Genomic DNA, 26,568 nt, shown 5'->3' on the forward strand with positions numbered 1-26,568 from the left:
ATGTCCCGTTGCCGGTGGACCCGCCCTCGGAGCCCCGGGGGCACGCGGGCCGTGCCGTCCGGGACCTTCGCCGCGCCCGGGTCCGGCGCCCGGGGACGTCGGCGCGCGTCCGGGTGGGCGGCGACGGGTTCGGCGCCCTCGTCGGGGCGTCGGCGCGCGTACGGGCGCGTGGTGCCTCCGCGGCGGATATCCCGTTGCCGGGGGCGTCCGCGCAGGTCTAGCGTTTCCAGCATGAGAGCTGTGACCGAGAAGGAGATCCGCGGATCGTTCGTCAACTGTTCCAAGGGGGAGGCGACGAGGCTGGCCCTGCCGCGCGACCTCGCGACGCGCCCGTGGGAGGACCTGGACTTCCTCGGCTGGCGTGACCACACCGCGCACGAGCGCGCCTACCTGGTCATCGAACGGGACGAGGGGCTCGTGGGGGTGGCGTTCCGGCTGCCGAGCGTGCGAACGGGGATGCGCCGCAGCATGTGCTCGGTGTGCCTGACGACGCACCCGGGCCAGGGGGTGACCCTGATGGCCGCGCCCCGGGCGGGGCGGGCCGGGAGGGAGGGGAACACGGTGGGGCTGCACATGTGCACGGACTTCGCCTGCTCGCTGTACGTGCGCGGCAAGAAGGCGCCGGAGACCGGCGGCCGGTTCGAGGAGTCCCTCACCGTGGACGAGCAGATCGAGCGGGCCACGACCAACCTGGCGGGCTTCCTGGACCGCGTGACCGCGTGACCGCGTGACCGGCCCGCGGGGCCGCCGCGTGCGCGGCGGTCGGGGCCCCGCCCCCGGACGGGCCGCCGTCCCGGCTCGGGGCGGCGGGGCGCCCGCCGCCCCGAGCCGCCGTCAGTCCACCGGGTCGCGGGGCTCCACCACCGTGTCCGGTCCGGGATAGACCAACCGCTCCTGGCCGTTCGGGAACCGCACCACGTACGGGGGGCCGTCCTCGGCCCCGCGCACCTCCACGATCTCCCCGGTGTGCTGCCCCTCTGTGCTGGTGACGCCGTGCATGTGCACGTGGTCGCCGACGGACGCCCGCATGTCCTCCCCCGTTCCGGCCGGGTCGGTCCGGCCTCGAACGGGGCCTACCCGCGGTCCCGGCCCCGTGAAACGGAGGGGCCGGCGCGCGCCGCGGACACCGGGGCCGTCCCGGGCGGCCCGCCCGTCCGGTGCCGCCCCCACCGCCCCGGGCCTGCCCCGGGCCAGGTCGTTCAGGGGGCGATGAGGCGGCCGTCGTACCCGGCGCGGACGAGCGCGTCGAAGGCCGCGAGCACGTCCTCCGGCACCGGCTGGGGGATCGAGAAACCGCGCGCCGGGTACTCGATCACCCGCTGCATGTCGCCCACGACCATGTCCACCACCAGCTTCGCGTCGCCGATGTCCTCGATGTACTCGTCGAGCGAGAGGGGGGCGGAGGAGCACACGGGCTCCACGGACGGCCACAGCTTGCGGACGGTCGCGTACGCCCGCCGCTCCATGTACGGCTTGCAGACCACCAGCACGGTCCGCGGGTCCAGCCCGCTCCGGGCGACGAGGTCGCGGGTGAAGGCGATGTTCTCCCCGGTGTTGGCGGAGTCCGGCTCCAGCAGCACCGCCTCGTCCGGTACGCCGAGCGCGAGCACGTGCTCGCGGTAGTGGACGGCCTCCCCGCGCGGGAACCGGGCGAGGGTCGAGGGGCTGTTGCCACCGCTCAGGACGAGGACCGGGAACAGGCCCCGGTGGTACAGCCCGGCCGCGTGGGCGGCCACCCCCAGGTTGGTGCCGCCCAGCGCGACGGCGATGTCGGCCTGGCGCGTCCCGTGTCCCATGAGGTGGTGCCTCCACAGCAGCTCCGCGTGGCGGCGGTCGGTCTCGCGCATGGGCGCCTCCGGACTCTAGGCACAAGTGAGTAGTCGGGCCCCGACGAACCACGGATGTGGAGAGGGTGCGCCGGTTCCTAGCGTGGTGCACCGAGGTTCCGGAGAGAAGAGGGGGACGCGGTGATCACCGTACGAGACCTGACCAAGCGCTACGGGAGGGGGAAGGCCGTGGACGGGCTGACGTTCACGGCCGAGCCGGGGCGGGTGACGGGGTTCCTGGGGCCCAACGGCGCCGGGAAGTCCACCACGATGCGGGTGCTGCTGGGCCTGGTCCGGCCCACGTCGGGCGAGGCCCTGGTCAACGGGAGGGCGTACGCGGGGCTGGCGCGCCCCTCGCGCGAGGTCGGCGCACTGCTGTCCCCCGACGCCGCGCACCCGGGGCGCAGCGCCCGCGCGCACCTGACCGCGAAGGCGGTGGGGGCGGGGATCCCGCGGCGCCGCGTGGACGAGGTCCTGGAGGAGGTCGGGCTGGCGGAGGTCGACCGCAGGCGCGTCGGCGGGTACTCGCTCGGCATGAGGCAGAGGCTGGGCGTCGCCGACGCCCTGCTGGGAGACCCGGGCGTGCTCCTGTTCGACGAACCGGTCAACGGGCTCGACCTGGACGGCGTGCGGTGGATGCGCGACCTGACGCGGGGGCTGGCCGCCGAGGGCCGCACGGTGTTCGTCTCCAGCCACCTGATGAGCGAGATGGAGACGGTCGCCGACCACCTGGTGGTCGTGGGCCGGGGGAGGCTGATCGCGGACGCCCCGCTCGGCGACGTGATCGCGGCGTGGTCGCGCAAGCACGTCCTGGTGCACAGTCCGGACGCCGACCTGCTGCGGGAGCGGTTGGAGAAGGCCGTCCCGGGGGTGCGCGTCGAGGACGCCTCCGGGGGCGGAGCGGGGGGCGCGGCCGGCACGGGCCGCCCCGGCGCGGGGGAGGGCCCCGGCGACGGGACGCGCCCCGTCGCACCGGACCGTGGGCGGACGCCGGGGGAGCGCGGCGGCCCCGCCGCCGGGCTGCGCGTGTTCGGCCCCGGCGCGGAGGAGGTCGGCGACCACGCGCACGCGGCGGGCGCGCGGGTCCACGGCCTGCGGGTCGTGGAGGCCTCGCTGGAACAGGCCTACCTGGAGCTCACGGGGGACGCCGTCGAGTACGGCTCCCGTGCGGGGCGGGCCGCGCGGCGGTCCGCCGGGGCCTCCGGCACGGGAACCCGTGCCGGGGCGGCGGACCCGGCCTCCCCGGTCGGAACCGGGGGGACGGCGGCCTGATGCGGACGGGACGGCGGCGGGACGGAGAGGGCACGGGAGACGGCGCGATGCGAGGGCGGGACGGAGAGGGCACGGGAGGCGGCGCGATGCGAGGGCTGGACGGGATGAGCGGTACGCGCACGGGCGGACGCGGCGGGCGGGGGGACGGGTCCGCCGGGGGCGGCGCGGTTCCCGGGGAGGGGGCCGGGGCGCCCCGGGACGCCGTCGGGGAGGGGCCGCCCGGGGCGGGGGCCGAACTGCTCCGGGAGACCGCTGCCGAGTGGGTCCGGCAGTCGTCGCTGCGTTCCACGTGGTGGGTGGTGGCGGTGGCGTTGGCGGGCATGGCCGTGTTCGCTGCCCTGATGGGGTACACCGAGCTGACGCGCATCCTGGAGAACCCGGACGAGGCGGACGGCGCCGCGTTCATGCGGCTCACCTCCCAGGGGCACTACTACCTGGTGCAGTTCGCCGTGCTGATCCTCGCGGCGCTCGCCTCCACCGGCGAGTTCGCCAACCGGAGCGTCACGAGCACGCTGCTGTGGCGGCCGAGGCGGGGAGTGGTGCTGGCGGCGCGCACGCTGGTGTCCGCGGGGCTGGCCTTCGCGGTGGGGGTGCTCTCGACCCTGGTGGGGGTGGCGGTGCTGGCGGGGTTCGTGGCCCCGTACGCGGGCGTCGACGTGCCGGAGGCGGCGGTGACGGCGCTGAGCGCGGGCCTGTGCATGGCGCTGTTCGCGGTGCTGTTCACCGGTGTCGGCACGGCCCTGCGGAGCATGCCGGGCACGATCACCCTGGGTTTCCTGGTGCTGCTGGGCCTGCCGATGGTCATGCAGCTGTCCCAGGTGCAGGCGATCGGCGACGCCGCGGCGCTGATGCCGGGACTGGCCGGCATCGAGTTCTACGCGGGGGGCGACGTGGGGTTCTACACGGCGCCCTACGACGGGCCGGTGAACATCCTGGCGGTGGTGGGCTGGGCCGTGGCCGCGCAGATCGTGGCCCGCACCGAGCTGCGCGTCCGCGACGTCTAGCCGGTCGGCCCGGGGACCCGCCCCGCACCCGCGCGGCCCCGCACCCGGTGGCCCCGCGGCTGCGGCGGGTCCGGCCGCCGGGGCCGACCGCGGGCACGGGACCAGCGGGGGCGGGGCGTCCCGCGTCGCGCCGGCGCCGGTTCCGGTCGGCCCGCCGGGAGCCGTGGCCGACGGACCCGCCCCGGCCGGTGCGGGCGCGGGCCCGGTCCCGCCCGCACCGGCCGGGTTCAGGCGCGTACCGCGCTGACCACCCACCCGGAGTCGGCGACCCTCACCCCGCCGTCGGTGTGGAACTCCGCGAGCCCCTCGGCCAGCTCCCTGCGGATCCCCTCCGCGGTGGCGTCGTCGAGTTCCCGCAGGCGGGAGCGCACCCTGCCCTGTCCGCACACGAAGTCCGCGGCGTCCTCCGGATCGGAGCCCAGGACGGAGACGGAGCGGAAGAGCGTGATGTCCGTGTCGCGGAAGCCCGAGGCGAGGAGGAGGCCGTCGACCGCCTCCCGGTGCCGCAGGGACATCATGCGGCGGGTGGTGGGGGAGGGGTTCCCCATGTGCGGGCGCAGGGCGGCGGTCGCACGCGCGTACTCGCCCTCGGGTTCGGGCGGGCCCGGGACGAGGAAGGACAGGCGTCCGCCCGCGCCGAGCGCGCGACCGAGGTTGCGGAAGGCCGCGACCGGGTCGTCGAAGAACATGACGCCGCCGCGGCTGACCAGGGCGTCGTAACCCCCGGTCGGAAAGGGGTGGACCTGCGCGTCCCCGACCTCGAAGACGGCGGCGGCCCCCTCCGGGGTCCGCTCCCTCGCGGTGGCGACCATCCGCTCCGAGATGTCGACGCCGGTGGCCGAGCCGTGCGGGGCCATCGCCGCGGCGGCCCGGGTGAGCTGGCCGGTGCCGCACCCCACGTCGAGCACGCGTGACGAGGGGCCGATCCCGGCCGCCGCGAGGACGGGTCCGTTGAAGCCCTCCAGGGTGCTGTCGTAGCGGTCGGGGTGCGTCACCCAGTGCTCTCCGAGCCACCCGTCCCAGACCTCCCGCTGCTCCGTGTTGACGATCGGCGCCATGGGCCCTCCCGGGTCTATTCACTAGAGTCTGTCACTAGTGACTAGGGCTAGTTATAGGCTGCTGGCATGAACCACGTCAAGACCGGGGGGAAGCGGGCCGAGAAGGCCCGGCTCACCCGGCTGCGCATGCTGGAGGCCGCCCGCGAGCTCTTCGTCCGGGACGGTTTCGGAGCCACGCCCATGCAGGAGGTCGCGGACCGGGCGGGGGTGGCGGTGCAGACGCTCTTCTACACCTTCGGCACCAAGAAGGCCCTGCTCAAGCAGGTGGTCGACACGACGATCGCCGGTGACGACGAACCCGTGCCGACCATGGGGCGCCCGTGGTTCCTGGAGGCGGTGGCGGAGGGGGACGCGCGCGCCGCGCTCGACCTGTACGTCGCCGGTGCGGGGCGCGTCCTCGCGCGCGTCGCCGCCGTCACGGAGATGCTGCGGATCGCCGCGGCGACCGACCCCGCCGTCCGCACCCTCTGGGGCGAGGAGGCCCCGGCCGACCCGCGGTACACGGTGCAGCTGGCGTTCGCCGAGGTCTTCGCGGCCAAGCGGGGCGCGGCCCCCGGACGGGGCGCCGCCGAGGCCGCCGACGAGCTGTACGGGGTGCTCAGCCCGGAGCTGTACCTGGTGTTCGTCCGGGACAGGGGCTGGACGCACGACCGCTGGGAGGGCTGGGCGCGCGGGGTGCTGGCCTCACGGCTCTGCGCACCCTGACCTCGGCCGTGCCCGGCGGGCCTCCGTCCCCGGCGGACCCGCTCCCGTGCCCCGGCCCGGGGCGGACGGCCGTGCCCGGCGCGTCCTCCCCCGCGTCCCACGGAGGGCCGGGCGGCGCCGGCGGGGCGCGCCGCCCGGCCTTCCGCGCCGCCCGGCCCCCGGCCGGGGCGGGCGCCGCTCAGGGCTGTTCCACGAACTCCACGGAGGGGAACTCGGGGGAGGGGCCGTCGAGCAGCGGCACGTCCTCGCCGCGCAGGTGGGCGTCGAAGAACGCCGTGATGTAGGCGCGCTGGGTCCGCACCGACTCCTCGGGGTCGATCGAGCCGATGCCCGTCTCGACCGCCTCGTGCCACGCGTCCGAGTCCGGGCGGTGGACCTCGGCGAGGGCGGGCAGGATCCACTGGTGGTCCGTGTAGCCCATGTGCTCGGCGTCGGCCGTGTACAGCTCCAGGACGGGGGCGGACGAGGCCTGCACGAACCTCTGGAAGGCCTCGTTGTACCCGCTGTTGTGCGGCAGGCGCCGGACGCCCGACAGCCCGGCGTCGAGGATCGCGAACGGCCGGTCCGACCCCGCCAGGGTGGAGTCCGCCCACACCCCGTCGCCCGTGTGGTACGAGAGCGAGCCGTCCAGGTCGACGCCGGCGTCGATCCGGTCGTCCGCCAGCATCGCCTCGGCGGTGGTCAGGCCCCCGGCGGAGTGGCCGAACATGCCCAGGGCGTCGGTGTCCAGGGAGTCGCCCAGGCCGGCGGGCAGTTCTCGGCCGTCCGCGTCGGGGTTGCGCCCGGCGGCCAGTTCCGCCACCCGGTCCAGGACGAAGAGGGCGTCCGCCGTCCGGACCGCGATGGCCTCCCGGTAGGTCTCCGTCTCCGTGTTCGGGACCCGGGTCCGGATGACGCGCCCGTCCGGCAGGTCGACGGCGGGCGTCTCGTAGGTGTGGTCCATGGACACGACCGCGTAGCCGTGAGAGGCGAGCTCCTCGGCGTTCGAGGTGTTGAGGAACCGGTTCATCCTGAAGCCGGGGGAGAACAGGACGACGGGGAAGGGGCCCGCGTCGGCCGCGGCGTCCGCGTCCAGGAGGGCGTTGGCGCGGGACGACTCCAGGTCCACGGTGTCGCGGTGGAGCCCGACCTGCTCCAGCTCGCTCCGCAGCGCTCCGCGCAGCGACCTGGTCGTGTACGGGGCCCGCTCCTCACCGCCGTCCACGGCCGGGTACCAGACGCTCACCGTGAGGTCCCTGTCGTCGGAGCCCTCCGCCCACGGGTGGCCGCGGCCGGGGTCGACGAGGTGGAGTTCGGTGCGGCCGACCGGGTGCGGACCGGTGGGCTCGGGAGGGCGGAGGACCACGCTTCCCGGGTTGGCGGCGGCGGTGATGACGGCGGGGGTGGAGAACGTCGCGGCGAGGACGAGCGCGGCGGACCCGTAGGCGAGCGCGCGCTTCCTCCCGGCGGAGCCAGTGCTGATCATGTGCAGCATCGTCGCCCTCCGGGGCGCCCCCGCACATCGCCTGGACGGCAGCGGGCGGATAGGCACAAAGGGGTAGGCGGTCGGGGGGCGCCTTCCCGGCGGCCGGGTCGGCGGGGGCGGACCGCCCGGCGGTCGCGGGAGGGGCCCGGTTGCGCGGAGCCGCAGAACCGCGGAACCGCGGAGCCGGGACCCGGGGCGGCGTCAGCGCCCCCGGAGCAGCCCGGCCTCGTGGGCGAGGACGGCGGCCTGGACCCTGTTGCGGACGCCGAGCCCGGTGAGGATGGCCCCCACGTGCACCTTCACGGTGCCCGGGGTGATGGCGAGGCGGCGGGCGACCTCGTCGTTCGAGCAGCCCTCGCCGACCAGCGCCAGCACCTCGCGCTCGCGCGCGGTGAGCCGGCCCACCCGCTCACGGGCGGCCGACGCCCGGGACAGGCGGGGGCCGGAGGCGTCGAGTTCGTCGATCACCCGGCGCGCCACCTCCGGCGACAGGTAGGCGCCGCCGTCCGCGACGGCGCGCAGCCCCGCCACCAGCTGCTGGGGGTCACCGCTCTTGAGGACGAACCCGTCGGCGCCCCCCGCCAGGGCCCGGCCGATGTAGGCGTCCTCGGAGAAGGTGGTGAGGACGACGACCGCCGTCCCCGGGTACTCCGCGACGATCGCCTCCGTCGCCGCCAGGCCGTCCGTGCCGGGCATCTGGACGTCGAGCAGGGCGATGTCGGGCCGGTGCTCCGCCACCAGGGCCACGGCGGCGGCGCCGTCGGCGGCCTCACCCACGACCTCGATGCCGGGCGCCGAGGACAGGATGGCGCGGATGCCCGCGCGCATCATCGTCTCGTCGTCGGCGAGGACGACGCGCAGTGCCCTGCCCGGGACGCCCGCTTCGCGTTCACCGTCTGTCGCGTTCACCCGGACACCCTACTGGCGGCGCCCCCCTCACTCGAAGCGCCGGATCTCGTCCTTGGCGACGAGGACGCCGTCCGCGAAGCACAGCCGGTAGACCGGCGGCAGCCCGTTCTCGTGGCGGACCAGGTAGTAGGAGCACACGGAGCCCGGCGGGTCGGGCGGCCGGCCGTCGACCGACTGGCGGGGGTACGCGAAGCGGGGCAGCTCCCGTTCGACCAGGGCCCGGTCGTCGCCGACGGAGATCCGTTCGTACCCCTCCGGCGGCAGGACGCTGTTCGTCCCGACCCACCACAGCAGCGCGAACCCCGCCAGGGCGGCCCCGGCCCCGAGGGCGGCGGGGACGGCCACGGCGGCGACCAGCCGTCGGCGGGCGCGTGACCGGGCCTCGGCGTGGGCGCGCCGCGTCTGCGACGGCGCGTCCGCCCCGGCCGGGTCCCCCGGCGCGGACACGGCGCCGTTCCCGCCGGAGGGGGCGTCGGGGACGGTCGCCCGCACGGAGAACCCCCGGCCGGGGGAGCCGTCGGCGGGCCCGGCGTCGATGTCCCCGCCCAGCCCCTCCACGAGGGAGCGCAACCCGGCCAGGCCGGACCCCTCCGGGCCCCGGCGGGCGGGGAGGGCCGGCATCGTGCCCGGAGACCCGGTGTCGAGGACGGACACCCGGGTCAGCCCGCCCTCCCGGACGACCCGCACGGTGACCTCGGACCCCGGCGCGTACTTGGCCGCGTTGGTGAGCGCCTCCTGGACGACCCGGTGCACGGCGGCGCCGCCCGGTGAGTCCGGGTCGGGGTCGGTCCCCTCCCGTAGGAGCCGGACCGGCATGCCCGCGTCGGCGGCGCGCCGCACCAGGGCGGCCACCGGTTCGACGGGCGCGTCGCCGTCGCCCTCGCGCAGCACGCCGATGACCTCGCGCAGGCGCAGGTTGGCCTCGTGGGCGGCGGTGCGCAGTCCGGCGGCGGCGTTCTGCCGGTCCGAGCCGTCGGGCGCGGACATCTCCAGGGCCGCGGCGCGCACCGCGATCAGCGCCAGGTCATGCCCCAGGGAGTCGTGCATGCGCGCCGCGATCCGGGCCCGCTCCCGGAGGCGGGCGCGGTCGGCGTCCGCGGCGCGGGCGCGCTCCATCCGCTCGGCGATGGCCCAGCCGTCCCGCGCCAGGCGTCCGCGCAGCAGCAGGTAGCGGCCGAGGAGCCAGGGGGTGACCGTGGTCAGGGCGACGGTCAGCGCCCCGCCCAGCCAGTCCACGGAGCGGGACAGGAAGGTACGCGTGTCGTAGCCGGACAGGAGCCCCGCGGCGGCGAACACGGCCAGGGTGAACACGCACGCCGCCACCACCATCGCGGTCACCGGGCGCACCCGCTCGGAGCGCAGCCCGGCCAGGAACGCCAGCGGCAGCAGCGCCAGCCACGGCGTGAGGACGAAGGTCTCCACCAGGAGCACCCCGGACGCCGTCATCTGCAGGACCGCCGCGCAGAGCATGAGGCCCAGGGCGGTCAGCGGGCGCGAACGGGACAGGACGGCGGAGACGGCCAGGGCGAGGACCAGGGCGAACGCCTCGAACACCGGGGGCCGGTCGCGGGAGTCGAACAGCTCGACGACGGTGAGCGCCCCGAGCAGGGTCCACAGGGCCGCCCCGGCGGCCGGGCGGCCCCACCGGAGCGCGGTCTCGCGCGTGCCTTCCCGCATGGGCACAGGCTAGCCGGACGGCGGGGTCCGGGCCCGCCGCGGCCCTTCCCGGTCGGCCGGGAGGGCGGCGGACCGGGAAGGGCGTCCGCGGCACCGGGCGCGGACGCCGGGCCCGTCGGGCGCCCCCGTCGACCCCCGGGCGCTGTCACCCCCGCGTGCCCCCGGGACGCCGGGGGCGGCCATGGGCACAGGGCAGTCCGGGGCAGGCCGCACCGGCCCCGGTCCCCGTCGACCCCCGGGGGGCCGTCCTCCGGGGGGTTCTCGAGGAGTTCCCGTCACCCCCGCGTCCCCCGGGACACCGGGGGCGGCCATGGGCACGGGCCCGTCCGGAGCAGGCCCCACCGGCCCCACCGGCCCCCGTCCCGGTCGGCCCGACGGCGGTGCCCGGCGGGCGGGGCGCGGCCCCCGACCCGCCCCGCGACGGTTCCGGCCGACGCCTATCCGCAGCCCCCGGCCGTGTCCGTGTCGAGGTCGGTCGGGGCCGGGGAGAGGTCGGGGACGGGCACCCGGGCCAGGGACGGACGGTCGGCGGCCCGCGCGTCCCGCTCCAGCCCGAGCGCGTCGGTGACCGCGTCCAGCCGGTCCAGCCCCCAGAAGCGGTGCCGCCCCACCCGGAAGTAGGGGACCCCGAACACGTCGTCCTGGTACAGGTCGTGGAGCGCCTTCAGGCCCTCCTCGCGCAGGTCCGGGTCGTGGGCGGCCGACGCGGCCGTCTCGCCGTCCAGCCCGACCGACGCGGCCAGGTCCTTGACCAGGGCCGGGTCGCACACGTTCTCGCCGCGCTCCCACCTGGCCTCGGTGACCGCGCGGTAGAACTCGCGCTCCTTCCCCTCGCGGCGCGCGTACAGCCACGCCAGGTGCGGGACCTCCCACCACGGGTCCACGTCGACCGGCCACGACATCGTGTAGCCGAACGAGGCCGCCAACCGCTTGGTGTCGTACAGGATGTACAGGTGCTTGGCCTTGCTCATGGGCGTGTACAGGAACTCGCCGCCGCCGGCGCGCAGCCGGGCCAGCAGGTCGGCGTCGGGCTCCCAGAACGGCCGGTACTCGACGGTGTCCACCGCCTCGGGGTACAGCTCCTCCAGGCGGCGCAGCGCCATCCACGAGAACGGACTGCGGAACGCGAAGTACAGTCTCGGCGGCTTCCTCACAGTTCGTCACCCTCCTCGTCGTGCGTCTTCGCGGGAGCGGCGCGGTCGGGCAGGCGGTGTCCGCGGACGACAGCCGCCCCCGCGGCGCCGTCGGCCGAGACCGAGGTCAGCACGGACACCCGCCCGTCCAGGCCGGGGTCGGACCGGTGGTGGGCCAGCAGCGCCGCCAGCTGGAACGGGCCGGAGGCGCTGTTGCACTCGCCGACCAGCCGCTTGACGCGGATCCGGACCGGACCGTCGCCCAGGGCCGCCCGCACGCCCGCGTCCTCGGCCCCGTCCAGGCCCTCGACGCCGTGCTCGCCCGTGGCCACCCCCCACACCTCGTCGGCGCCCACGCCCGCCAGGCGCAGCGCCCGGACGACGCTCGCCTCCAGGGTGCGGGCGGTGTCGCCGGGCCCGCCGGTGCCGAACGCCGACGCCAGCACCTCCGCCTCCGGGGACCGCCCCCCGGAGCGGACCCGCTCGGCGTCCTCGACGACGAACACGGCGGAGCCCTCGCCCAGCGGCACGTCGTACCCCTCGGTCAGGGCCCGGTGCCCCCACGCCATGTGCGGGCTGAACTCCTCGACGGCGCCGGCGAGGAGCACGTCCGCGTGCCCGCCGCCGATGAGGCGCGCGCCGTAGCGCAGCACGTTGAGCCCGGCCATCTGGCCTCCGGCGACGGTCGCGTTCACCCCGCGCAGCTTGTGCCGGATGGCGCTGCTCCCCGCGGGGCAGTTGATCGTCGCGCCGGGGAACATCACCGGGTTGACCAGGTAGGGCCGCTCCTCGACGAGGGTGTCCCGGCTGAACTCGCTGGTGGTGCGGACGCTGCCCGCCGTCGTGCCCAGCACGAGCCCCACACGCCCGCTGGCGTCGCCGTCCACGGCGGCGTCGGTGGACTCCAGCGCCAGCTTGGTCGCCACCAGCGCCAGTGCGGTGCTGCGGTCCAGGTGGCGGGTGCCCTTGCGGCCCAGGTGGTCCGCGGCCCGGAAGCCCGGGATGGCGTGCGCCCGGTCGGAGGGCAGCGGGGCGTCGAACATCCCGCTGACGTCGGCGCCGCCGGTCCGTCCCGTGCGCACCGCCTCGGTGAACCCGGCCGCCCCGGTGCCGATCGGCGACACCGCCGACCAGCCGGTGACGGCCAGGACCGGGACCCCGCCCCGTGTGCTGCTCATGAGACCCTCCCGAAGACGGTGATGGCGTTGTTGCCGCCGAAGGCGAACCCGTTGTTCTGCACGATGCGCACGTCGGCCGGGCGCGCCACGTTGGGCACCGGGTCGATCCCGCCGAGGGCCGGGTCGTGGTGGGAGAAGTTGGTGGTCGGCGGCAGGAACCCCTCCCGCATGCCGATCAGCGACGCGATGGCGCCGAACGCGCTCGACGCGCCCATGGTGTGCCCCAGCATCGACTTGACGGAGCTGATCGGCGGCGGGGCGTCGCCGAACACGTCCAGGACCGCCGTGGCCTCCGCGAGGTCGTTGGCGGGGGTGCCCGTGCCGTGCGCGCAGATGTAGTCCACGTCCCCCGGCTTGATCCCGGCGTTGGCGTGGGCCCGGCGCATGCACTCGGCGATGCCGACCGGGTCGGGGGACACCATGTGGTCGGCGTCGCAGTTGAGCCCGTAGCCCAGCACCTCCCCGTAGACCCGCGCGCCGCGCGCCAGCGCCCCCTCCAGGCTCTCCAGGACGAGGGCCGCCCCGCCCTCGGCGGTGATGATGCCGGAGCGGTCGCGGTCGAAGGGGGAGCTGACGTCCTCGGCGACCGCGCCCAGCCGGAAGAACCCGGCGTGGGCCCAGCGGAGCACCGAGTCGGCTCCGCCCGCCAGCATGTAGTCGGCCTCGCCGGTGCGGACCAGGTCGTAGGCGTACCCGATGGCGTAGTTGCCCGCCGAGCACGCCGTGGCCAGGGTCATGGCCTCGCCGGTCAGGCCCAGCTCCCGGTTGACCGCGTAGGCCAGCCGGGACGCCGGGACCTGCCGGGGCAGGTGGGGGCTGAGGCTCTCCCAGCCCCCGGCGACCTCCTCCTCGGTGAGCCGCTCGATGATCTGCGACTCCCCGCTGGTGGTGCCCATGACCGAGCCGGCCGCGGCACGCGACAGCTCGTCCGGGTCGAGCCCGGCGTCGGCGACCGCGAGCCGTGCGGCGGCCGCCGCGAACAGGCTGGAGCGGCCCCACTCGGCGGTGTCGAGCCGCTCCACCATCTCCTGCGGCGCGAAGTCGCGCACCTCGCCCGCGTTGCGGTGCGGGAACCCCGAGGCGTCGAAGGAGGTGATGGGGGAGACGCCGGACCGTCCGGCGCGCACGGCGGCGCCGAACGCGGCGGCCCCCGTCCCCACGTTGGACACGGGCCCCAGGCCCGTCACGACGACCCGGCGCATCAGGCGTTCCCCTCCGTGTACCGGGAGACGACGCTGTGGACGCCGTCGAGGCTGCCCATGTTGGGCAGCTCGGTCTGGGGGACGGCGATCCGCAGGGTCTTCTCGATGCGGGCCAGGACCTCGATGGCCTGGAGGGAGTCGGCCTCGTGCTCCTCGGAGAACAGGCCGGTCGCGGAGATCTCCTCGGGCTCGACCTCCAGGACGTCGGCGACGATCTCGCGCAGTTCGTCGATGAGGGCGGTGTCGGTGGCGGACATGGCGTTTCTCCTTGGGTGTGGGCGCCGTTCGCGGTGGCCGCGAGCAGGTGCGGTGGTTCCGGGCCGGGGGGCGGTGCGGGCGGCGCGGCCCGGGGGCGCGCGCCCGGCCGGGTCAGATGACGACGCCGCCGTCCACCTGGACGATCTGGCCGGTGATGTAGGAGGCCCGGTCGGAGGCCAGGAACGCGACCAGGTCGGCGACGTCCTCGGCGCTGCCCAGGCGGCGCAGGGGGACCTTGGCGAGGGCGCTGTCGCGCACCTTCTCGCTCAGGCCACGGGTCATGTCGGTCTCGATGAAGCCGGGCGCGACGGCGTTGACGCGGATGCCGTAGCGGGCGACCTCCTTGGCCATGGCCTTGCTGAGGCCGTTGATCCCGGCCTTGGCCGCGGAGTAGTTGCCCTGGCCGGCGTTGCCGTGGATCCCCATGACGGAGGAGATGTTGACGACGCAGCCGCGCCGGTTCTTGATGAAGTCGAAGACGGTGCTGCGGCAGAGGTTGAACGTGCCGGTGAGGTTGGTGTCGATGACCGCGCCCCAGTCGGCGGCGTCCATCACCGCCACGGGGGCGTCGCGGAGGATGCCCGCCGAGTTGACGAGGAGCCCGGGGTCGCCGAGGGCGGCCTTGGCGCCCGCGACGAAGCCCTGGACCGCCTCCAGGTCGGCGACGTCGCACGCGGCGCTGTAGCAGGCGGCGCCGGCCGCGCGGATCTTCTCGGCCGTGCTCGCGGCGGCCTCGCTGGCGCTGCGGTAGCAGAACGCGATGTCGTAGCCGTCGTCGGCGAGGCGCAGGGCGACGGCGCGGCCGATGCCCCGGGATCCTCCGGTCACGATCGCCACTGGTCTGTCCGTCATGTCGGGTCCTTCCGGTTCTCTGGTGGTGCGGGGGGTGTGCCAGGGGGCGGTGGTCCCGTGCGCCCGGCCGAGGGGCGCGCGGGGCCCCGGGTGGTCTCAGGAGGGACGTGCGCGGTCCGGCCCGGGGGCCGCCGGGACCGCGGCCTCCCCGGCGGCCGGAGGCCCGGCGCCGGTCCGGGACGGGACCGGATCCGCGCCGCGGGCGGCGGTCGCCAGGGCGACCTCCTCGGCGATCGCCCCGATGACCGCGTCGCGGGCGCGGTTCAGGTAGAAGTGGGAGCCGGGGAAGCACCGGAGCCCCTGGAAGCGCGGGGCCGGGCCGGCCCAGCCCCGCACGAGCTCCGGCCCCGCCACGGGGTCCGACTCCCCGGCGAACACGGTCACCGGGACCGGTTGCGGGCCGGGAGGGCCCTTCGCCCGCCAGTCGCGCACGAGGGACAGGTCCGCGCGCATGCGCGGCTCGAACAGGGCCCACAGGGCGTCGTCCGCCAGCACCTCGGCGGGCATGCCGCTCAGGCCGCCGACCCGGGCGCGCAGCTCGTCGGAGGACAGCCGGCGGGGGTCGTCGTCGGCCCCCGGGCCGGGCGCCGGGTAGCCGGACATCCCCAGCCAGGCGGCTTCGGCCGTGCCCGAACCGGCCAGCTCCCGGACCAGCTCGTACCCGACGGCCGCGCCCATGCTGTGCCCGAACACCCCGAAGGGGACGTCCGTCAGCGGCGCCACCGCCCCGGCCAGCCGGTCGACCAGCGGTCCCATCCCGGCCGCGAACGGTTCGTGGAGCAGCCTGCCCCGGCCGGGGGCCTCGACCGCGTACACGTCCCAGCCCTCGGGGAAGCGGCGGCCCCACCCCCGGAAGGCGGTGTGCGCTCCGCCGGCGTGGTGCAGCAGGAACAGCCGGAACTCCGGAGACCCGGCCCGGCCGGTGCGGACCAGCGGGGAGGCGTGCGTGGTGCCCTGTGCGCTCATCGGTCCGTGACCACCACGGCCCGGGCCCGCGCCAGGACGCGCTCGCCGCCGCACAGGGCGGTGAGCACGACCCGGACGCGGGAGCCGTCCAGGACGGCGTCGACGCGGCCGGAGACCGCCAGTTCCACGCCCTCCCCGGGCGGTACGACCACCGGGCGCGCGAACCGGGTCTCGAACTCGGCGACCTGCGCCGAGGGGCCGAACCACCCGGTGACGGCGGTCGCGGCGAGGCCCATGGTGAGCATCCCGTGGGCGATGACCCCGGGAAGGCCCAGGGCCCCGGCCGCGCGTTCGTCGTAGTGGATGGGGTTGAAGTCGCCCGAGGCGCCCGCGTAGCGGACCAGGTCGGCGCGGGTGAGCGCGAAGCGCCGCTCGGGGAGCCGCGCGCCGGGTGCGTGCGACGCGTCAAGGAGGGGTGCGGTGGGGGTGGTCATGGGGTGTCCGCCCAGGTGATCAGGGTGGTGGTGGCGGTGCACACGTCCTCGCCCCCGGCCGTGCGGATGTCGCTGCGCAGCGCCACCAGGTCGTTGGCGCCCAGGGTCTCCACCCGGGTGAGCCGGACCTCGACGGTGAGCACGTCTCCGGGGCGGACGGGGCGGGTGTGCCGGAAGGACTGGTCGCGGTGGATGACCCGGGAGAAGTCGAAGCCCAGCTCCGGGTCGAGCACCGCCGCCTCCTGCGCCTTCATGGCGAGGACGATGGGGAAGGTCGGCGGGGCGTCGTCGCCCCGGGGCTCCCCGACGGCCGCGCGGAACTCGCGGATCTTCTCCAGGCCCACCTCGTAGGTGTCCGGGGACCGGTAGACCCGGCCGACCAGTGCGCCGTTCAGTCCCATGCCGTGCCTCCTCCCGCGTGGTGGTGTCCGGTTCCCGCGGCCCGGGGCGGGGCCGCCGTGCCGGTCGGGGCCGCCTCCCCGGGCCGGGGCTCCTCGCGGCGCATCAGGCGCCACCCCCTTCGCGCAGGACCAGCGCGCCGAGGTTGCCGTCGTGGCCCACGGCGGTGACCAGGGCCAGGCGCGGACGGTCGGACGGGTCGCCGCGCCACGCCGCGAGCAGCCCCGCGACCTGCATGGCGCCGGCCGCGCTGTAGCACTGGCCCACGGCCCGCGTCACGTCGCGGACGGGCGGGAGGCCGCCCAGGGCCAGGGAGATCCCCCGGCGCTCGGCGCGCTCCACGCCCACCAGGCCGGTGGACCCGGGGGAGACCTCCGTGAGGTCCCCGGGGGCGACGCCGCTGCGGGCCAGGGCGCGGCGCACGTGCTCGGCGACGGCCCCGGCCCGGTCCCCGCGCGAGGCGGGGTGGAAGCCCACCTCCACCCCCAGCACCTCGGCGGCGATCTCCGCGCCTCCGGCGCGCGCCGCCTCGGAGGTGGTGACCACGAACGCGGCGGCCCCCTCGCCGATCGGGGTTCCCCCGGCCAGGGTCCCCGAGGCGTGCCAGCCCCAGGCGAGCGGTGCGCTCAGCTCCTCCACGCCGCCGACCACGAGGCGGTCGGCCCTGCCGAGGGACAGCACCATCCGCGCGTGCCGGAACGCGTTCATGCCGGACGCCTGGCCCGCGGCGAGGGTGACGTTGGCGCCGCGCAGCCCGTTCCAGATGGCGATCTGGCCGGCGCAGCAGTTGAGCACCGTGTTCGGGAAGCGCGACGGGTTGACCAGGTAGGGGCGCTCCTGGAGGAGCGTGTCGCCCGCCAGGTCCATGAGGCTCTGGGTGCTGCCGGTGCTGGTGGTGACGACGACCCCGGTGCGGTCGGCCTCCGCCCCCGCGGGGGCCCCGGCCAGGGCCAGCTTGGCCGCGACCAGCCCGAACCCGGTCAGCCGGTCCAGGTTGCGGGTCCCCTTGCGGCCCACGTGGTCGCGCAGGCGGAACCCCTCCACCGAGCGCACCCCGAGCGGCGGGTAGTCGTCGGCGTCGTCGCCCACCGGGACGGCGTGGCCGATGCCGCCGGAGTCGAGCACGCCGCCCAGGGACTCCAGGCCCAGCCCGGCCGCCGACACCACGCCGGCGGACGTGATCGCGAGCGGGACGGCGGCGGGGAGCGCGGGCCGGTCCGCTGTGCCCGGTCCGGTCGCCAGGACGGTCATGCGGGCCTCCCGAGGATGGTGATGACGTTGTTGCCGCCGAAGGCGAAACCGTGGTTCTGGACGATCCGGGGGGCGGCGTCGCGCCCGCGCCCCGGGACCACGTCCAGGCCCGGCCCCAGGGCCGGGTCGACCGTGCCGACGTTCGCGGTGGGCGGCAGGAACCCGTCGTGCAGGGCCTTGCAGCACACGACCGCGCCGAACCCGCTGGCCGCGCCCATGGTGTGGCCGATCATCGACTTGATGGAGCTGATGGGCGGCACGCGTCCGCCGAACACCTCGCGCACCGCCTGTACCTCGGTGGCGTCGTTGGTGGGGGTGCCGGTGCCGTGCGCGCACACGTAGTCGACCTGGTCGGGGGTGATCCCCGCGGAGGCGTGCGCGTCCCGGATGCACGCGGCGATGCTCCCCGGGTCCGGGTGGACCATGTGCTCGGCGTCGCAGTTGACCCCGTAGCCCAGGATCTCCGCGTAGACGCGGGCCCCCCGCGCCACCGCGGAGTCCAGCGGCTCCAGGAGCAGGGAGACCCCGCCCTCGCCGGTGATGATGCCCGCGCGGTCCTCGTCGAAGGGCCGGCACACGTCGGGGGCGAGGGCGCCCAGGGCGTGGAACCCGGCGTGCGTGAAGCGGTTCACCGCGTCGGCACCGCCCGCGAACATCAGGTCGGCCTCGCCGGTGCGCACCAGGTCGAACGCGTGGCCCAGGGCGTAGTTGCTGGCGGAGCACGCGGTCGGGACGGTCAGGGTGTCCCCGCCCAGGCCCAGCTCGGCGCCGACCGCCGCGGAGATCTGGCTGGCCGGGGCCTGCGCGACCACGCGGGACGAGAACTCCTTCATCCGCCCCGACACCCACTGCTCCCCGAGCACGGAGGACACGGTGGCCTCGCCGCTGGTCGTCCCCATGATCACGCCGGAACGGCCGTGCGACACCTCCTCCGGGGCCAGGCCCGAGTCCTCCAGAGCGAGCCGGGAGGCGGCCGCGGCCAGCTGTCCGCTGCGGCCCCACCGGTCGGGGTCGATCCGGCGGAGGATCTCGCGGGGCGCGAAGCCGCGGACCTCGCCCGCCATCCGGAAGGGGAACCCCGAGGCGTCGAACGAGGTGATCTCGGCCGTGCCGTTGCGGCCCTCGCGGATGGCCGCCGCGAACGCGTCGGCGCCGATGCCGACGCTGCTCACCGCCCCGAGGCCGGTGATGACGACGCGTCTGGTCTCAGGCACGGGCCACCTCGCCGTACTCCCGGACGGCGGCGGCGAGCAGCTCGAAGTTGAGGAGCTGCGGCAGATCGGTCTTGGGAATGACCACGCCCACCTCCTTCTCGATGCGCGCCACGACGGTGATCAGGGAGAGGGAGTCGCCCTCGTAGTCCTCCACGAAGTGCCCGGTGGGGGTGAGTTCTCCGTCCTCCAGTTCCAGTTCCTGGCTGACGATCTCGCGGAGTTTCCCGATCATCGCGCCGGATTCTTCGACGGTCGTCCTCTCGGTCATCGTGGTTCCCCTCGGATCGGAGGGCCCGCTGTTCGGGCCGGTCTTCCCCCAGCTTGGCCACCGCTCGGCGGGCCGCGCAATAAGACTGCGCCTTTGTACCTCCCGTATTCATCGAAAGTGACATGCGGGCAACTTTGATCGAAAATTGATCGGTGTTTTATTCGGCGGTGCGAGGCTGTCTTCAAAGGTCAATGAATTTGCGAGAGGTGGTGCAATGGCTTCCGTCGCGGAAATGGACATCGACATTCCGGCCGACCTCGGCTTCAGGGCGACCCTCGACCGCACGCTGGTGCACCGGAGCGCGGTCTCGGAGGTCTTCGTCACCGACCTGCGCCCGGTGTCGGAGACCGACGTCGTGGCCGCCGCCCAGCTCCCCCTGAACCACGGCTACTTCAGCGACCACGAGCGGAGCCCGGCCGTCTTCGACGTGCTCCTCCTGCTGGAGGCGGGCCGGCAGGCGGCCATCGCCGGGACCCACGCCCACATGGGGGCGCGGGCCGGGACGCAGATGATCGTGGACCGGTTCGCCATCGACACGGACCCCGCCGCGCTGCTGTGCGGCGACCGCCCCGGCGAGCTGGTGATCGACAACCGGTTCACCGTCGTCCGCCGCAGGAGGGACCGGGTCCGGGCCGGGCGCGTGGAGCAGGTGTTCCGCGTGGACGGGGTCCGGGCCGGCGCCCACACCATGGACGTGCTGTTCCTGACGCCGGGAGAGTACGAGGCCGTCCGCCACGCCCAGCTGGGCGGGCCCGCGCCGCTGACGAGCGGGCAGACCGCCGCGCCGGCCGGGGTCGAGCCGCGGACCGTCGGCCGCACCAACCCCCTGAACGTGGTCCTGGGCGCCCCCGAGGCCCGCGACGGCGCACTCACCGCCGAGGTCCGGCCCCGCTGGGACAACCCGTCCCTCTTCGACCACCCCTACGACCACCTGCCGGCGGCCGTCCTCACCGAGGCGGCCCGCCAGCTGGCCCTGGCCGTGCCCGTCCCCGGCGGCGCCGGGACCCCGGGGTCACGGCGCGTCACGGGCGTCCGTGCCGGCTTCACCGGCTTCGCGGAGCTGACCTCCCCCGTGTTCGCCTCCACCCCGGCGGACGGGGCCGCGACCGGGGAGCGCCGCGTCCGCTTCGAGCAGGACGGCGCCCGGATCGCCGACACCACCCTGACCGTCACCGACACGTCCCGCCTCGGGACGGAGGAGACCCCACGATGAGCACTTCCCGCGTCACCGCGGTGTGGACCGACTTCGGCGGCGTCCTCACCCCGCCCATCGCCGAGACCATGCAGAAGTTCTGCGCGCGCACGGGCATCGACGCCCACGCCCTGCTCACGGTCATCGGCGAGGTCACCGAGGGCTTCGGCACCGACGACTACATGGAGCCGATCGACACCCCGATCGTCACCGAGGCCGAGTGGCTGGACCGCATCGGCGTCCTCCTGCGGGAGCGGTACGGCATCGACCGCCGCATCACGACCCTGGCCGACGACTGGTTCGAGGACCGTGAGACCAACCACGCCTGGGTCGCCGAACTGGAGGCCCTGCGCTCCCGGGGCGTGTTCGTCGGCATGCTCTCCAACATGGTCCCCACCTGGGACGCCCACTGGCGCCGCATGGTGGACGCCGGCGCCCTCTTCGACGACGTGGTGATGTCCTTCGAGGTCGGCGCGCGCAAGCCCCAGGCCGCGGTGTTCGACCTGGCCGCACGGCGCGCGGGCGTCCCCCCGGAGCAGTGCCTGCTCGTGGACGACAACGAGCGCAACTGCGAGGGCGCCCTCGCGGCGGGCTGGCGGGCCATCCGCTTCGGGGACACCGCCGAGGCCGCCGCCGAGCTGGCACGCCTGGTCGGCACGCCCGAGGACGCCGTCCGATGAGCCGCCGCGTCCTCGTCACCGGGGGCAACCGCGGCATCGGGCTGGCCGTCGCGCGCGCGTTCGCCGCACAGGGGGACCAGGTCGTCGTCACCCACCGGGACGGGCCGCCGCCCGACGGGCTCGACGGCGTGCGCTGCGACGTCCGCGACCCCGGCTCCGTCGAGGAGGCGGTCGAACGGGTCCGCCGGGACCACGGGCCCGTGGAGGTCCTCGTCTCCAACGCGGGGATCACCCGCGACGGCCTCCTCCTCGGCATGAGCGACGCCGAGTTCACGGAGGTCCTCGACACCAACCTGGTGGGCGCGCTGCGCGTCACCCGCGCGGTCCTCACCGACATGGTGCGCGCCCGGTGGGGCCGCCTCGTGTACGTCTCCTCCCTCACCGGCCTCGTCGGAGCCCCCGGCCAGGCCAACTACGCCGCGTCCAAGGCCGGGCTCATCGGCCTCGCCCACTCCGTCGCCCGCGAGGTCGGCAAGCGCGGGATCACCGCGAACGTCGTCTCGCCGGGGCTGGTCGACACCGACATGACCTCCGACCTCGCGGGCCCGCGCCGCGAGGCCCTGATCGGCCGCACGGCGGTGGGCCGCGCCGGGACCCCCGAGGAGGTCGCCGCCGCCGTGCGCTTCCTCGCCTCCGACGAGGCGGGCTACGTCACCGCGGCGAACATCCCCGTCAACGGCGGCGCCGAGGTCGGCTGACCGCGCACGCCCGCCGCGGACCGCTCCCGCCCCCGGGACGGCCGCGGACCCCGACCACGGAACGAGAACGGCAGCCCGGCGGCCTCAGCGCCGCCGGACCGACACAGCGAAGGAAGACACCCATGTCCCAGACCGAGACCACCCTCGACATCGCCCACAAGATGGGCGACATCTTCAACGGGCTCGACGCCGAGGTCGCCCACAAGTACGTGGCCCCGGAGTTCGTCGACCACGAGGCCCCTCCCGGCACCCCCGGCGGCCCCGACGGCTACCTCGGCACCGCGAAGTGGATGAACAGCGTCTTCGCCGACGCCCGGTGGGACCGGATCGACAGCTTCGCCGACGGCGACAGGGCCGTCATCCACCTGCGCTTCACCGGCCGCCACGTCCGCGAGTTCCTGGGCATCGAGGCCACCGGCGCCGACGTCGCCTTCGAGCACATGCACATCTACCGGGTCCGGGACGGCAAGGTCGTCGAGCACTGGGGCTGCCGCCAGGACCTGTTCCTCATGCTCCAGATCGGCGCCGTCCAGCTCGACCTGCGCCCCTTCACCCCCGACGAGGAGCCCGTCTCCTCCTGACCGCCGGCGGGGGCCCGGGCCCGCCCGGGTCCCCGCGCCCGCGCCCCGCACAGGGGCCGCGCCGACCACGAAGGAGGGCACGCCGTGCCCAGGATCGCCTACGTCTTCCCCGGCCAGGGGTCACAGGAGCCCGGCATGGGCGCCCCCTGGGCGCACACCCCCTCCTGGGGTCTCGTGGAGCGCGCGTCGCGGGTCAGCGGCCGGGACGTCGCCGGCCTGCTGCTCCGGGCGGACGCCGACACGCTCCGCCGCACCGACAACGCCCAGCTCGCCACGTTCGTCCTGGCCTGCGTCGCGCACGGCGAGGTGCGCGACGCCCTGCCGGGGGCCGCGCCGGTCGCCGTCGCCGGGCACAGCCTCGGCGAGTACACGGCACTGGTCGCCTCGGGAGCGCTCGCCTACGACGACGGGGTGCGCCTGGTCGCCGCGCGGGGCGAGGCCATGAGGCGGGCCACCGCACTCACCCCCGGCACCATGGGCGTGGTCCTCGGCCTGGACGTCCGCGCCGTACAGCGGATCGCCGCCGGCCTCCGCCGCGACGGCGCCCGCGTGTGGGTCGCCAACCTCAACTCGCCCGGCCAGAGCGTCCTGTCGGGAGCCCCGGAGGGCGTGGCGCTCTGCGCGGAGGCCGTCCTCGCCGAGGGGGCCGCCCGGGTCGTGGACATCCCCGTGGGCGGCGCCTTCCACAGCCCGCTGATGGAACCCGCCCGCGACCGACTGCGCGCGGCCCTCGCCCGGGCCGAGCTGCGCACGGCCGCCGTACCCGTGGTCGCCAACGTGGACGCCCGCCCCCACACCCGCCCGGACCTGTGGCCCGGCCTCATGCTCGACCAGCTCACCCGTCCGGTGCGCTGGCTCGACGCGGTACGGACCCTCACCGGGGACCTCGGCGCCGACCTCCTGGTCGAGATCGGGCCGGGGCGCGTCCTCACCGGGTTCACCCGGCGCATCAGCCCCCGCACCGACCGCCTGTCCGTCTCCGGGCCCGACCACGTGCCCGCCCTGGCGGCGGCCGTCGGCGCGGCGCGGGAGGACGGCGCGCCGGTCCCCGCCGCCCACGGGGCGGCCTGACCCGTCCCCGCTCCGGGCCCGCACCGCGCAGGCCCCGGAGGCACCACGAAGGAGCACCAGTGTTCGCAGGAGCCGACAGGACCACGTCCCGCCACGGGCGGTGGGCGGCGGCCCTCGCGGCCGTCTCCGCCGGGGACGGCCGCGCGCGGGGGAGCGGCGTACAGGCTGCCCCGGCCGACGGCGAGGGGAGCGGTCCCGCGGCCACGGGGCGGCGCCGCCCGGAGCGGGGCGCCGGTCCGGCGACCGGAGGCCCCGGCCGCGGAGGCGGCCTCCCGTGGAGCGCCGCGGCGGGCGCCGTGGCCGTCGCCCTCACCGCGGCGCTGTTCGCCGACTGGGACACCCTGGTCGGCCCCCTCGCCGGGGCGGTGACCGGCGGGGGCTTCCCCCTGCCCGGCGCCGTCACCACCCCGTGGCCGGACCTGGCGGCGCTGACCGCCGTGCTCGTCGCCGCGCTGCACCCCCTGCTGCGCGGCGGAGCCCGCACGGACACCCTCCCGGGCGCCTGGTCGGTCCCGGTGACCGCGTTCGCGGCCGCGGGGCTGGCGGGCGCCGCCGCGGGCCTGTTGGCCGGCGGGTCCGCGGGAGGGGCCGCCGCGACGGTGTGGCACCTGCTCGCCCAGACCGGACAGGGGGGCCTGTTCGGCCTGCTGTTCGGGGCGCCCGCGGCGGTCGCCGTCCTGGCCGCCGAACGCCTGGCCCCCGGGGTCCGGAGAACCCCCGCGGGGGAGGGGGGACCGCGCCCCGGGGCGGCGCCGGCCGGCGGGGCCCCCGGCGGGGAGCGGACCCGGCGGCGCTCCCCGTACGCCGTGCTCACCGCGGCCCTGCTCCTCCTCCCGACGGCGGTCATGGGGGCGGGGGCGTACCTGCTCGGCACGGACGCCCCCGGGGACTGCTCCCCGCTCGCCTGCGCCTCGCCCGTCGACGAACTCCTGCTCAACGGCGAGGTCGGGCTGCGCCTCGCGGTCCCCGGGTGGGCGGCGGCCGTCGCCGTCGCGGCGGCCCTGCGCGCGCTCCCGCCCACCCGGGGGTGGCCCCTGTGGTCCCACCTCCTGCTCGCGGTCGGCGGGACCGGGCTCGCCGTCGTCCTGCTCTCCGGCCTGGTCGTCGGCTCCGACGTCTGACCCCGGTCCGGCTCGCTCCCGTCGCCCGGCCCGCCCCACGGCCTCCCGCGGCCCGCACCCCACCGGCCGCCGGCCTGGCGCCACGCCCTCCAGCGCCCGGCCCGCCCCACGCCCTCCCGGCGGCCCGGCCCGCACCGGCCGCCCGCACCTTCACACCCCCGAGGACAGACGATGACCGGAAGAAGCCCCGCCCCCAGCCGACGCGCCTTCCTCGGAACCGCCGCGGCGGCCGGGATCGGCGGGCTGGCCTGGTTCGCCGCCCGCCCGGCGACGGCAGCCCCGCCCCCTCCCGCGGCCCGCCGCGCCTACATCGGCGGGTTCACCGCCGGCGAGTACGGGCTGCCGGGGCTCCCCGGCATCGGGATCGGCAGCGTCGGCGCGGACGGCTCCCTGCGGATCGACGGGTACCACGAGGGCATCGACAACCCCTCCTACCTGGCGGCGGGGCCCCGGGGCGACATCCTCTACGCGGTCAGCCAGACCGGCGACGGCCACGTGCACGCCTTCCGGATCGGGGGCGACGGCGGGTTGGAGCCCCTCAACGCCGCGCCCACCGGGGGCGCCGCCCCCGTCCACCTGGCCGCCCACCCCGACGGCCGGTTCCTCATGACCGCCAACTACGACTCGGCGGGCGTCGCCGTCCACGCCCTGGCGGAGGACGGCTCGATCGGGGCGCTGCTGGACCTGGTCGAGCACGAGGGCTCCGGCCCCGACCCGGTGGAGCAGGCCGCCCCGCACCCGCACATGTGCCTCTTCGTGCCCGGGACCCACGACGTGATCGTCCCCGACAAGGGCAACGACCACGTGTACGTCTACTCCCTCGACCCCGGCACCGGGAGGCTCACCGAGCGGAGCCGCACCCTCGTCGCGGAGGGGGCCGGGCCCCGGCACGCCGCGCTCCACCCCTCCGGCCGCCACCTGTACGTCTCCAACGAGCTCGGGTCCACCCTGACCGCCTTCGCCTACGACCCCGTCGGCGCCGTGCTGACCCCCGGCGGTTCCGTGTCGGTGGCCGCCCCGGGCGCCGACCCGCGCAACGCGCCCTCCGGCGTGGTCGTCGACGCCGGCGGCCGGTTCGTCGTCACCGCCGACCGGGGTCTGGACACCGTGGTCTCCTACGCGGTCCGCGACGGCGGCGCCTCCCTGGACCTGGTGGAGTCCCAGCCGGTCACCACCAAGGGCCCGGGGACGCGCTGGCCCCGGGGCCTCGCCCTGGACCCCTCCGGCCGCTACGTGTACGCGGCCAACCAGGCCGGGCAGTCCGTCACCGTGCACCGCGTCTCGGCCGCCGGGCGGCTCACCCCCGTGGGGGCGCCGGTCCCGGTGGCCAGCCCCTCGTGCGTCGTGCTGTCAGACCGCTGACCCGCGGTCGGCCGGGGAGAACTCCCGGTCGAACACCCTCCCGGACGTGTGCTGGCGGGCGATCCGCCGCAGCGCCGCGAGCAGGGGGTCTCCGAACACGGTCCACAGCACCAGCCGCTCGACCAGCGCGTCCTCGTCCGCGTACAGGCCCAGGACCCCTATCTCGGCGCCGGTCATCCGGTCGGCGGCGGCCGCGTAGGCCTCCACCACCACCGCGGTGTCGGCGTCGTCCAGCCAGTGGAGGGTCCTGAGCAGCTTGACCAGCGTGCGCCAGGACGCCGTGTCCTGGTCGACCGTCCACCCGTGCCGGTCGGCGACCCTCCTGGCCAGGGCCAGCGCCTCGTCGTCCGCGGGTTCGACGTCGGTGTGCGGGGCGGAGGAGGCGCCCTCCAGGGTCCGCAGGACCATGCCGAAGGTCTCGTGCGGCGTCCTGGTCCCGCCCGCCATGGCGCCCAGCAGGCCGCGCACCTGGTCCGGGTCCAGCCCGCCCACCTCCACCAGCACGCGGACCAGGCGCAGGCGGCGCAGATCCTCGGGGCTGTACCCGTGTCTCTCGGAGGGATGGGAGATCAGGCGCTCCCGCTGGTAGTACTCGACCGTGGCCACGGGCACCGAGGCCCGGTCGCTCAGCTCCGAGATGCGCACAGGTGGCTCGCTTTCCGCTCCGAGGGGCGCCGGCCCGGAACCCCGGGGGACCGGACCGCACGCCGGGCCCTTGTGTGATTGATCGAACGCGGTCAGTGATGACGCGGGGGAGGGCGGTGTCGCCGCGTCACTCCCTCGGTCCACTCA

29 protein-coding genes are annotated in these 26,568 nt (G+C 76.1%); 11 read left to right on the forward strand and 18 right to left on the reverse strand.

The window, feature by feature from the left end; genetic code table 11:
- Window positions 1–231: 231 nt before the first annotated feature.
- On the forward strand, window positions 232–723 hold the full coding sequence (locus ACIRPH_RS18080) for an FBP domain-containing protein (RefSeq protein WP_402915704.1): 492 nt from the start codon (window positions 232–234) through the stop codon (window positions 721–723).
- Window positions 724–834: 111 nt separating this feature from the next.
- Here the strand turns inward: ACIRPH_RS18080 and ACIRPH_RS18085 are convergent, their stop codons facing one another.
- Together ACIRPH_RS18085 and ACIRPH_RS18090 are read right to left on the reverse strand one after the other, a co-directional pair.
- Complete coding sequence (locus ACIRPH_RS18085; protein WP_402915707.1) at window positions 835–1,029, reverse strand: DUF1918 domain-containing protein; 195 nt, start codon at window positions 1,027–1,029, stop codon at window positions 835–837.
- Between the two features lie 170 nt (window positions 1,030–1,199).
- Complete coding sequence (locus ACIRPH_RS18090; RefSeq protein ID WP_402915709.1) at window positions 1,200–1,847, reverse strand: YdcF family protein; 648 nt, start codon at window positions 1,845–1,847, stop codon at window positions 1,200–1,202.
- Between the two features lie 120 nt (window positions 1,848–1,967).
- Here ACIRPH_RS18090 and ACIRPH_RS18095 point away from each other — a divergent pair, with 120 nt between their 5' ends.
- Window positions 1,968–3,098, forward strand: a complete 1,131-nt coding sequence (locus ACIRPH_RS18095; protein WP_402915711.1) for an ATP-binding cassette domain-containing protein — start codon at window positions 1,968–1,970, stop codon at window positions 3,096–3,098.
- An 86-nt stretch (window positions 3,099–3,184) separates the two neighbouring features.
- The gene (locus ACIRPH_RS18100) at window positions 3,185–4,102 is read left to right on the forward strand and encodes an ABC transporter permease (RefSeq protein ID WP_402915713.1); all 918 of its coding nucleotides are present in this window, start codon (window positions 3,185–3,187) and stop codon (window positions 4,100–4,102) included.
- Between the two features lie 227 nt (window positions 4,103–4,329).
- Here ACIRPH_RS18100 and ACIRPH_RS18105 read toward each other — a convergent pair whose 3' ends face one another.
- Entirely contained in the window at window positions 4,330–5,160 is an 831-nt protein-coding gene (locus ACIRPH_RS18105; protein WP_402915715.1) for a class I SAM-dependent methyltransferase, read from the reverse strand.
- A gap of 66 nt (window positions 5,161–5,226) precedes the next feature.
- Between ACIRPH_RS18105 and ACIRPH_RS18110 the strand changes: the two genes are divergently transcribed.
- Entirely contained in the window at window positions 5,227–5,865 is a 639-nt protein-coding gene (locus ACIRPH_RS18110; protein ID WP_402915717.1) for a TetR/AcrR family transcriptional regulator, read from the forward strand.
- 178 nt (window positions 5,866–6,043) lie between these two features.
- On the opposite strand, the gene ACIRPH_RS18115 is transcribed toward ACIRPH_RS18110, so the two are convergent.
- The 14 genes from ACIRPH_RS18115 to ACIRPH_RS18180 all read right to left on the reverse strand — a co-directional run bounded on the left by ACIRPH_RS18115 (window position 6,044) and on the right by ACIRPH_RS18180 (window position 19,071).
- Complete coding sequence (locus ACIRPH_RS18115) at window positions 6,044–7,330, reverse strand: alpha/beta hydrolase family protein (RefSeq protein WP_402915719.1); 1,287 nt, start codon at window positions 7,328–7,330, stop codon at window positions 6,044–6,046.
- 201 nt (window positions 7,331–7,531) lie between these two features.
- Window positions 7,532–8,239: a response regulator gene (locus ACIRPH_RS18120; protein WP_402915721.1), complete on the reverse strand. Its 708-nt coding sequence runs from the start codon at window positions 8,237–8,239 to the stop codon at window positions 7,532–7,534.
- Between the two features lie 27 nt (window positions 8,240–8,266).
- Entirely contained in the window at window positions 8,267–9,916 is a 1,650-nt protein-coding gene (locus tag ACIRPH_RS18125; protein ID WP_402915723.1) for a sensor histidine kinase, read from the reverse strand.
- A gap of 437 nt (window positions 9,917–10,353) precedes the next feature.
- Entirely contained in the window at window positions 10,354–11,070 is a 717-nt protein-coding gene (locus tag ACIRPH_RS18130) for a 2-hydroxychromene-2-carboxylate isomerase (protein ID WP_402915725.1), read from the reverse strand.
- Entirely contained in the window at window positions 11,067–12,227 is a 1,161-nt protein-coding gene (locus ACIRPH_RS18135) for a beta-ketoacyl synthase N-terminal-like domain-containing protein (RefSeq protein ID WP_402915727.1), read from the reverse strand. Before ACIRPH_RS18135 ends, ACIRPH_RS18130 begins: the two co-directional genes overlap by 4 nt.
- Window positions 12,224–13,429, reverse strand: a complete 1,206-nt coding sequence (locus ACIRPH_RS18140) for a beta-ketoacyl-[acyl-carrier-protein] synthase family protein (protein WP_402915729.1) — start codon at window positions 13,427–13,429, stop codon at window positions 12,224–12,226. The genes ACIRPH_RS18135 and ACIRPH_RS18140 overlap by 4 nt, the downstream gene beginning before the upstream one ends.
- Window positions 13,429–13,686 carry an acyl carrier protein gene (locus tag ACIRPH_RS18145; RefSeq protein ID WP_402915731.1) on the reverse strand — a complete coding sequence of 86 codons (258 nt, stop codon included), beginning with the start codon at window positions 13,684–13,686 and terminating at the stop codon, window positions 13,429–13,431. Before ACIRPH_RS18145 ends, ACIRPH_RS18140 begins: the two co-directional genes overlap by 1 nt.
- Window positions 13,687–13,798: 112 nt before the next feature.
- A complete protein-coding gene (gene fabG, locus ACIRPH_RS18150; protein WP_402915733.1) occupies window positions 13,799–14,539 on the reverse strand; it encodes a 3-oxoacyl-[acyl-carrier-protein] reductase in 741 nt (246 codons plus the stop codon).
- A gap of 96 nt (window positions 14,540–14,635) precedes the next feature.
- Window positions 14,636–15,505 (reverse strand): thioesterase II family protein, encoded by an 870-nt coding sequence (locus tag ACIRPH_RS18155; protein ID WP_402915735.1) that lies wholly within the window; start codon window positions 15,503–15,505, stop codon window positions 14,636–14,638.
- On the reverse strand, window positions 15,502–15,939 hold the full coding sequence (locus ACIRPH_RS18160) for a MaoC/PaaZ C-terminal domain-containing protein (protein WP_402915737.1): 438 nt from the start codon (window positions 15,937–15,939) through the stop codon (window positions 15,502–15,504). The genes ACIRPH_RS18155 and ACIRPH_RS18160 overlap by 4 nt, the downstream gene beginning before the upstream one ends.
- Window positions 15,936–16,340, reverse strand: coding sequence for a MaoC family dehydratase N-terminal domain-containing protein (locus tag ACIRPH_RS18165; RefSeq protein WP_402915739.1), 405 nt, complete (start codon window positions 16,338–16,340; stop codon window positions 15,936–15,938). The genes ACIRPH_RS18160 and ACIRPH_RS18165 overlap by 4 nt, the downstream gene beginning before the upstream one ends.
- Window positions 16,341–16,443: 103 nt before the next feature.
- On the reverse strand, window positions 16,444–17,589 hold the full coding sequence (locus tag ACIRPH_RS18170) for a beta-ketoacyl synthase N-terminal-like domain-containing protein (RefSeq protein WP_402915741.1): 1,146 nt from the start codon (window positions 17,587–17,589) through the stop codon (window positions 16,444–16,446).
- A complete protein-coding gene (locus tag ACIRPH_RS18175; RefSeq protein WP_402915743.1) occupies window positions 17,586–18,803 on the reverse strand; it encodes a beta-ketoacyl-[acyl-carrier-protein] synthase family protein in 1,218 nt (405 codons plus the stop codon). Before ACIRPH_RS18175 ends, ACIRPH_RS18170 begins: the two co-directional genes overlap by 4 nt.
- Entirely contained in the window at window positions 18,796–19,071 is a 276-nt protein-coding gene (locus tag ACIRPH_RS18180) for an acyl carrier protein (RefSeq protein WP_267947871.1), read from the reverse strand. Before ACIRPH_RS18180 ends, ACIRPH_RS18175 begins: the two co-directional genes overlap by 8 nt.
- Before the next feature lie 232 nt (window positions 19,072–19,303).
- Between ACIRPH_RS18180 and ACIRPH_RS18185 the strand changes: the two genes are divergently transcribed.
- From ACIRPH_RS18185 to ACIRPH_RS18215, 7 genes are all read left to right on the forward strand, one after another.
- Window positions 19,304–20,284, forward strand: coding sequence for an AfsA-related hotdog domain-containing protein (locus tag ACIRPH_RS18185; protein ID WP_402915745.1), 981 nt, complete (start codon window positions 19,304–19,306; stop codon window positions 20,282–20,284).
- A complete protein-coding gene (locus tag ACIRPH_RS18190; protein WP_402915747.1) occupies window positions 20,281–20,943 on the forward strand; it encodes an HAD family hydrolase in 663 nt (220 codons plus the stop codon). The genes ACIRPH_RS18185 and ACIRPH_RS18190 overlap by 4 nt, the downstream gene beginning before the upstream one ends.
- Entirely contained in the window at window positions 20,940–21,641 is a 702-nt protein-coding gene (gene fabG, locus ACIRPH_RS18195) for a 3-oxoacyl-ACP reductase FabG (protein ID WP_402915749.1), read from the forward strand. The genes ACIRPH_RS18190 and fabG (ACIRPH_RS18195) overlap by 4 nt, the downstream gene beginning before the upstream one ends.
- 122 nt (window positions 21,642–21,763) lie before the next feature.
- Window positions 21,764–22,222: an ester cyclase gene (locus tag ACIRPH_RS18200; protein WP_267947875.1), complete on the forward strand. Its 459-nt coding sequence runs from the start codon at window positions 21,764–21,766 to the stop codon at window positions 22,220–22,222.
- Between the two features lie 84 nt (window positions 22,223–22,306).
- Complete coding sequence (locus ACIRPH_RS18205; RefSeq protein WP_402915751.1) at window positions 22,307–23,293, forward strand: ACP S-malonyltransferase; 987 nt, start codon at window positions 22,307–22,309, stop codon at window positions 23,291–23,293.
- 59 nt (window positions 23,294–23,352) lie between these two features.
- Window positions 23,353–24,414: a hypothetical protein gene (locus ACIRPH_RS18210; protein WP_402915753.1), complete on the forward strand. Its 1,062-nt coding sequence runs from the start codon at window positions 23,353–23,355 to the stop codon at window positions 24,412–24,414.
- 171 nt (window positions 24,415–24,585) lie between these two features.
- The gene (locus tag ACIRPH_RS18215; RefSeq protein WP_402915755.1) at window positions 24,586–25,776 is read left to right on the forward strand and encodes a lactonase family protein; all 1,191 of its coding nucleotides are present in this window, start codon (window positions 24,586–24,588) and stop codon (window positions 25,774–25,776) included.
- On the opposite strand, the gene ACIRPH_RS18220 is transcribed toward ACIRPH_RS18215, so the two are convergent.
- On the reverse strand, window positions 25,765–26,421 hold the full coding sequence (locus ACIRPH_RS18220; RefSeq protein ID WP_402915757.1) for a MerR family transcriptional regulator: 657 nt from the start codon (window positions 26,419–26,421) through the stop codon (window positions 25,765–25,767). The genes ACIRPH_RS18215 and ACIRPH_RS18220 overlap by 12 nt on opposite strands.
- Between the last annotated feature and the right edge of the window lie 147 nt (window positions 26,422–26,568).

The sequence above is a fragment of the Nocardiopsis sp. NPDC101807 genome (assembly GCF_044766605.1).
Classification (GTDB): Bacteria; Actinomycetota; Actinomycetes; order Streptosporangiales; family Streptosporangiaceae; genus Nocardiopsis; species Nocardiopsis tropica.

What these genes read in the sequence shown, in the direction of transcription:
- ACIRPH_RS18190 (WP_402915747.1), top strand. Translation starts at nt 20,281, where the DNA reads ATGAGCACTTCCCGCGTCACCGCGGTGTGGACCGACTTCGGCGGCGTC.
- fabG (WP_402915749.1), top strand. Translation starts at nt 20,940, where the DNA reads ATGAGCCGCCGCGTCCTCGTCACCGGGGGCAACCGCGGCATCGGGCTG.
- ACIRPH_RS18115 (WP_402915719.1), bottom strand. Translation starts at nt 7,330, where the DNA reads ATGATCAGCACTGGCTCCGCCGGGAGGAAGCGCGCGCTCGCCTACGGG.
- ACIRPH_RS18105 (WP_402915715.1), bottom strand. Translation starts at nt 5,160, where the DNA reads ATGGCGCCGATCGTCAACACGGAGCAGCGGGAGGTCTGGGACGGGTGG.
- ACIRPH_RS18155 (WP_402915735.1), bottom strand. Translation starts at nt 15,505, where the DNA reads ATGAGCGCACAGGGCACCACGCACGCCTCCCCGCTGGTCCGCACCGGC.
- ACIRPH_RS18090 (WP_402915709.1), bottom strand. Translation starts at nt 1,847, where the DNA reads ATGCGCGAGACCGACCGCCGCCACGCGGAGCTGCTGTGGAGGCACCAC.
- ACIRPH_RS18180 (WP_267947871.1), bottom strand. Translation starts at nt 19,071, where the DNA reads ATGACCGAGAGGACGACCGTCGAAGAATCCGGCGCGATGATCGGGAAA.
- fabG (WP_402915733.1), bottom strand. Translation starts at nt 14,539, where the DNA reads ATGACGGACAGACCAGTGGCGATCGTGACCGGAGGATCCCGGGGCATC.
- ACIRPH_RS18160 (WP_402915737.1), bottom strand. Translation starts at nt 15,939, where the DNA reads ATGACCACCCCCACCGCACCCCTCCTTGACGCGTCGCACGCACCCGGC.
- ACIRPH_RS18140 (WP_402915729.1), bottom strand. Translation starts at nt 13,429, where the DNA reads ATGCGCCGGGTCGTCGTGACGGGCCTGGGGCCCGTGTCCAACGTGGGG.
- ACIRPH_RS18110 (WP_402915717.1), top strand. Translation starts at nt 5,227, where the DNA reads ATGAACCACGTCAAGACCGGGGGGAAGCGGGCCGAGAAGGCCCGGCTC.
- ACIRPH_RS18100 (WP_402915713.1), top strand. Translation starts at nt 3,185, where the DNA reads ATGCGAGGGCTGGACGGGATGAGCGGTACGCGCACGGGCGGACGCGGC.
- ACIRPH_RS18135 (WP_402915727.1), bottom strand. Translation starts at nt 12,227, where the DNA reads ATGAGCAGCACACGGGGCGGGGTCCCGGTCCTGGCCGTCACCGGCTGG.
- ACIRPH_RS18165 (WP_402915739.1), bottom strand. Translation starts at nt 16,340, where the DNA reads ATGGGACTGAACGGCGCACTGGTCGGCCGGGTCTACCGGTCCCCGGAC.
- ACIRPH_RS18215 (WP_402915755.1), top strand. Translation starts at nt 24,586, where the DNA reads ATGACCGGAAGAAGCCCCGCCCCCAGCCGACGCGCCTTCCTCGGAACC.
- ACIRPH_RS18085 (WP_402915707.1), bottom strand. Translation starts at nt 1,029, where the DNA reads ATGCGGGCGTCCGTCGGCGACCACGTGCACATGCACGGCGTCACCAGC.
- ACIRPH_RS18080 (WP_402915704.1), top strand. Translation starts at nt 232, where the DNA reads ATGAGAGCTGTGACCGAGAAGGAGATCCGCGGATCGTTCGTCAACTGT.
- ACIRPH_RS18185 (WP_402915745.1), top strand. Translation starts at nt 19,304, where the DNA reads ATGGACATCGACATTCCGGCCGACCTCGGCTTCAGGGCGACCCTCGAC.
- ACIRPH_RS18170 (WP_402915741.1), bottom strand. Translation starts at nt 17,589, where the DNA reads ATGACCGTCCTGGCGACCGGACCGGGCACAGCGGACCGGCCCGCGCTC.
- ACIRPH_RS18200 (WP_267947875.1), top strand. Translation starts at nt 21,764, where the DNA reads ATGTCCCAGACCGAGACCACCCTCGACATCGCCCACAAGATGGGCGAC.
- ACIRPH_RS18125 (WP_402915723.1), bottom strand. Translation starts at nt 9,916, where the DNA reads ATGCGGGAAGGCACGCGCGAGACCGCGCTCCGGTGGGGCCGCCCGGCC.
- ACIRPH_RS18145 (WP_402915731.1), bottom strand. Translation starts at nt 13,686, where the DNA reads ATGTCCGCCACCGACACCGCCCTCATCGACGAACTGCGCGAGATCGTC.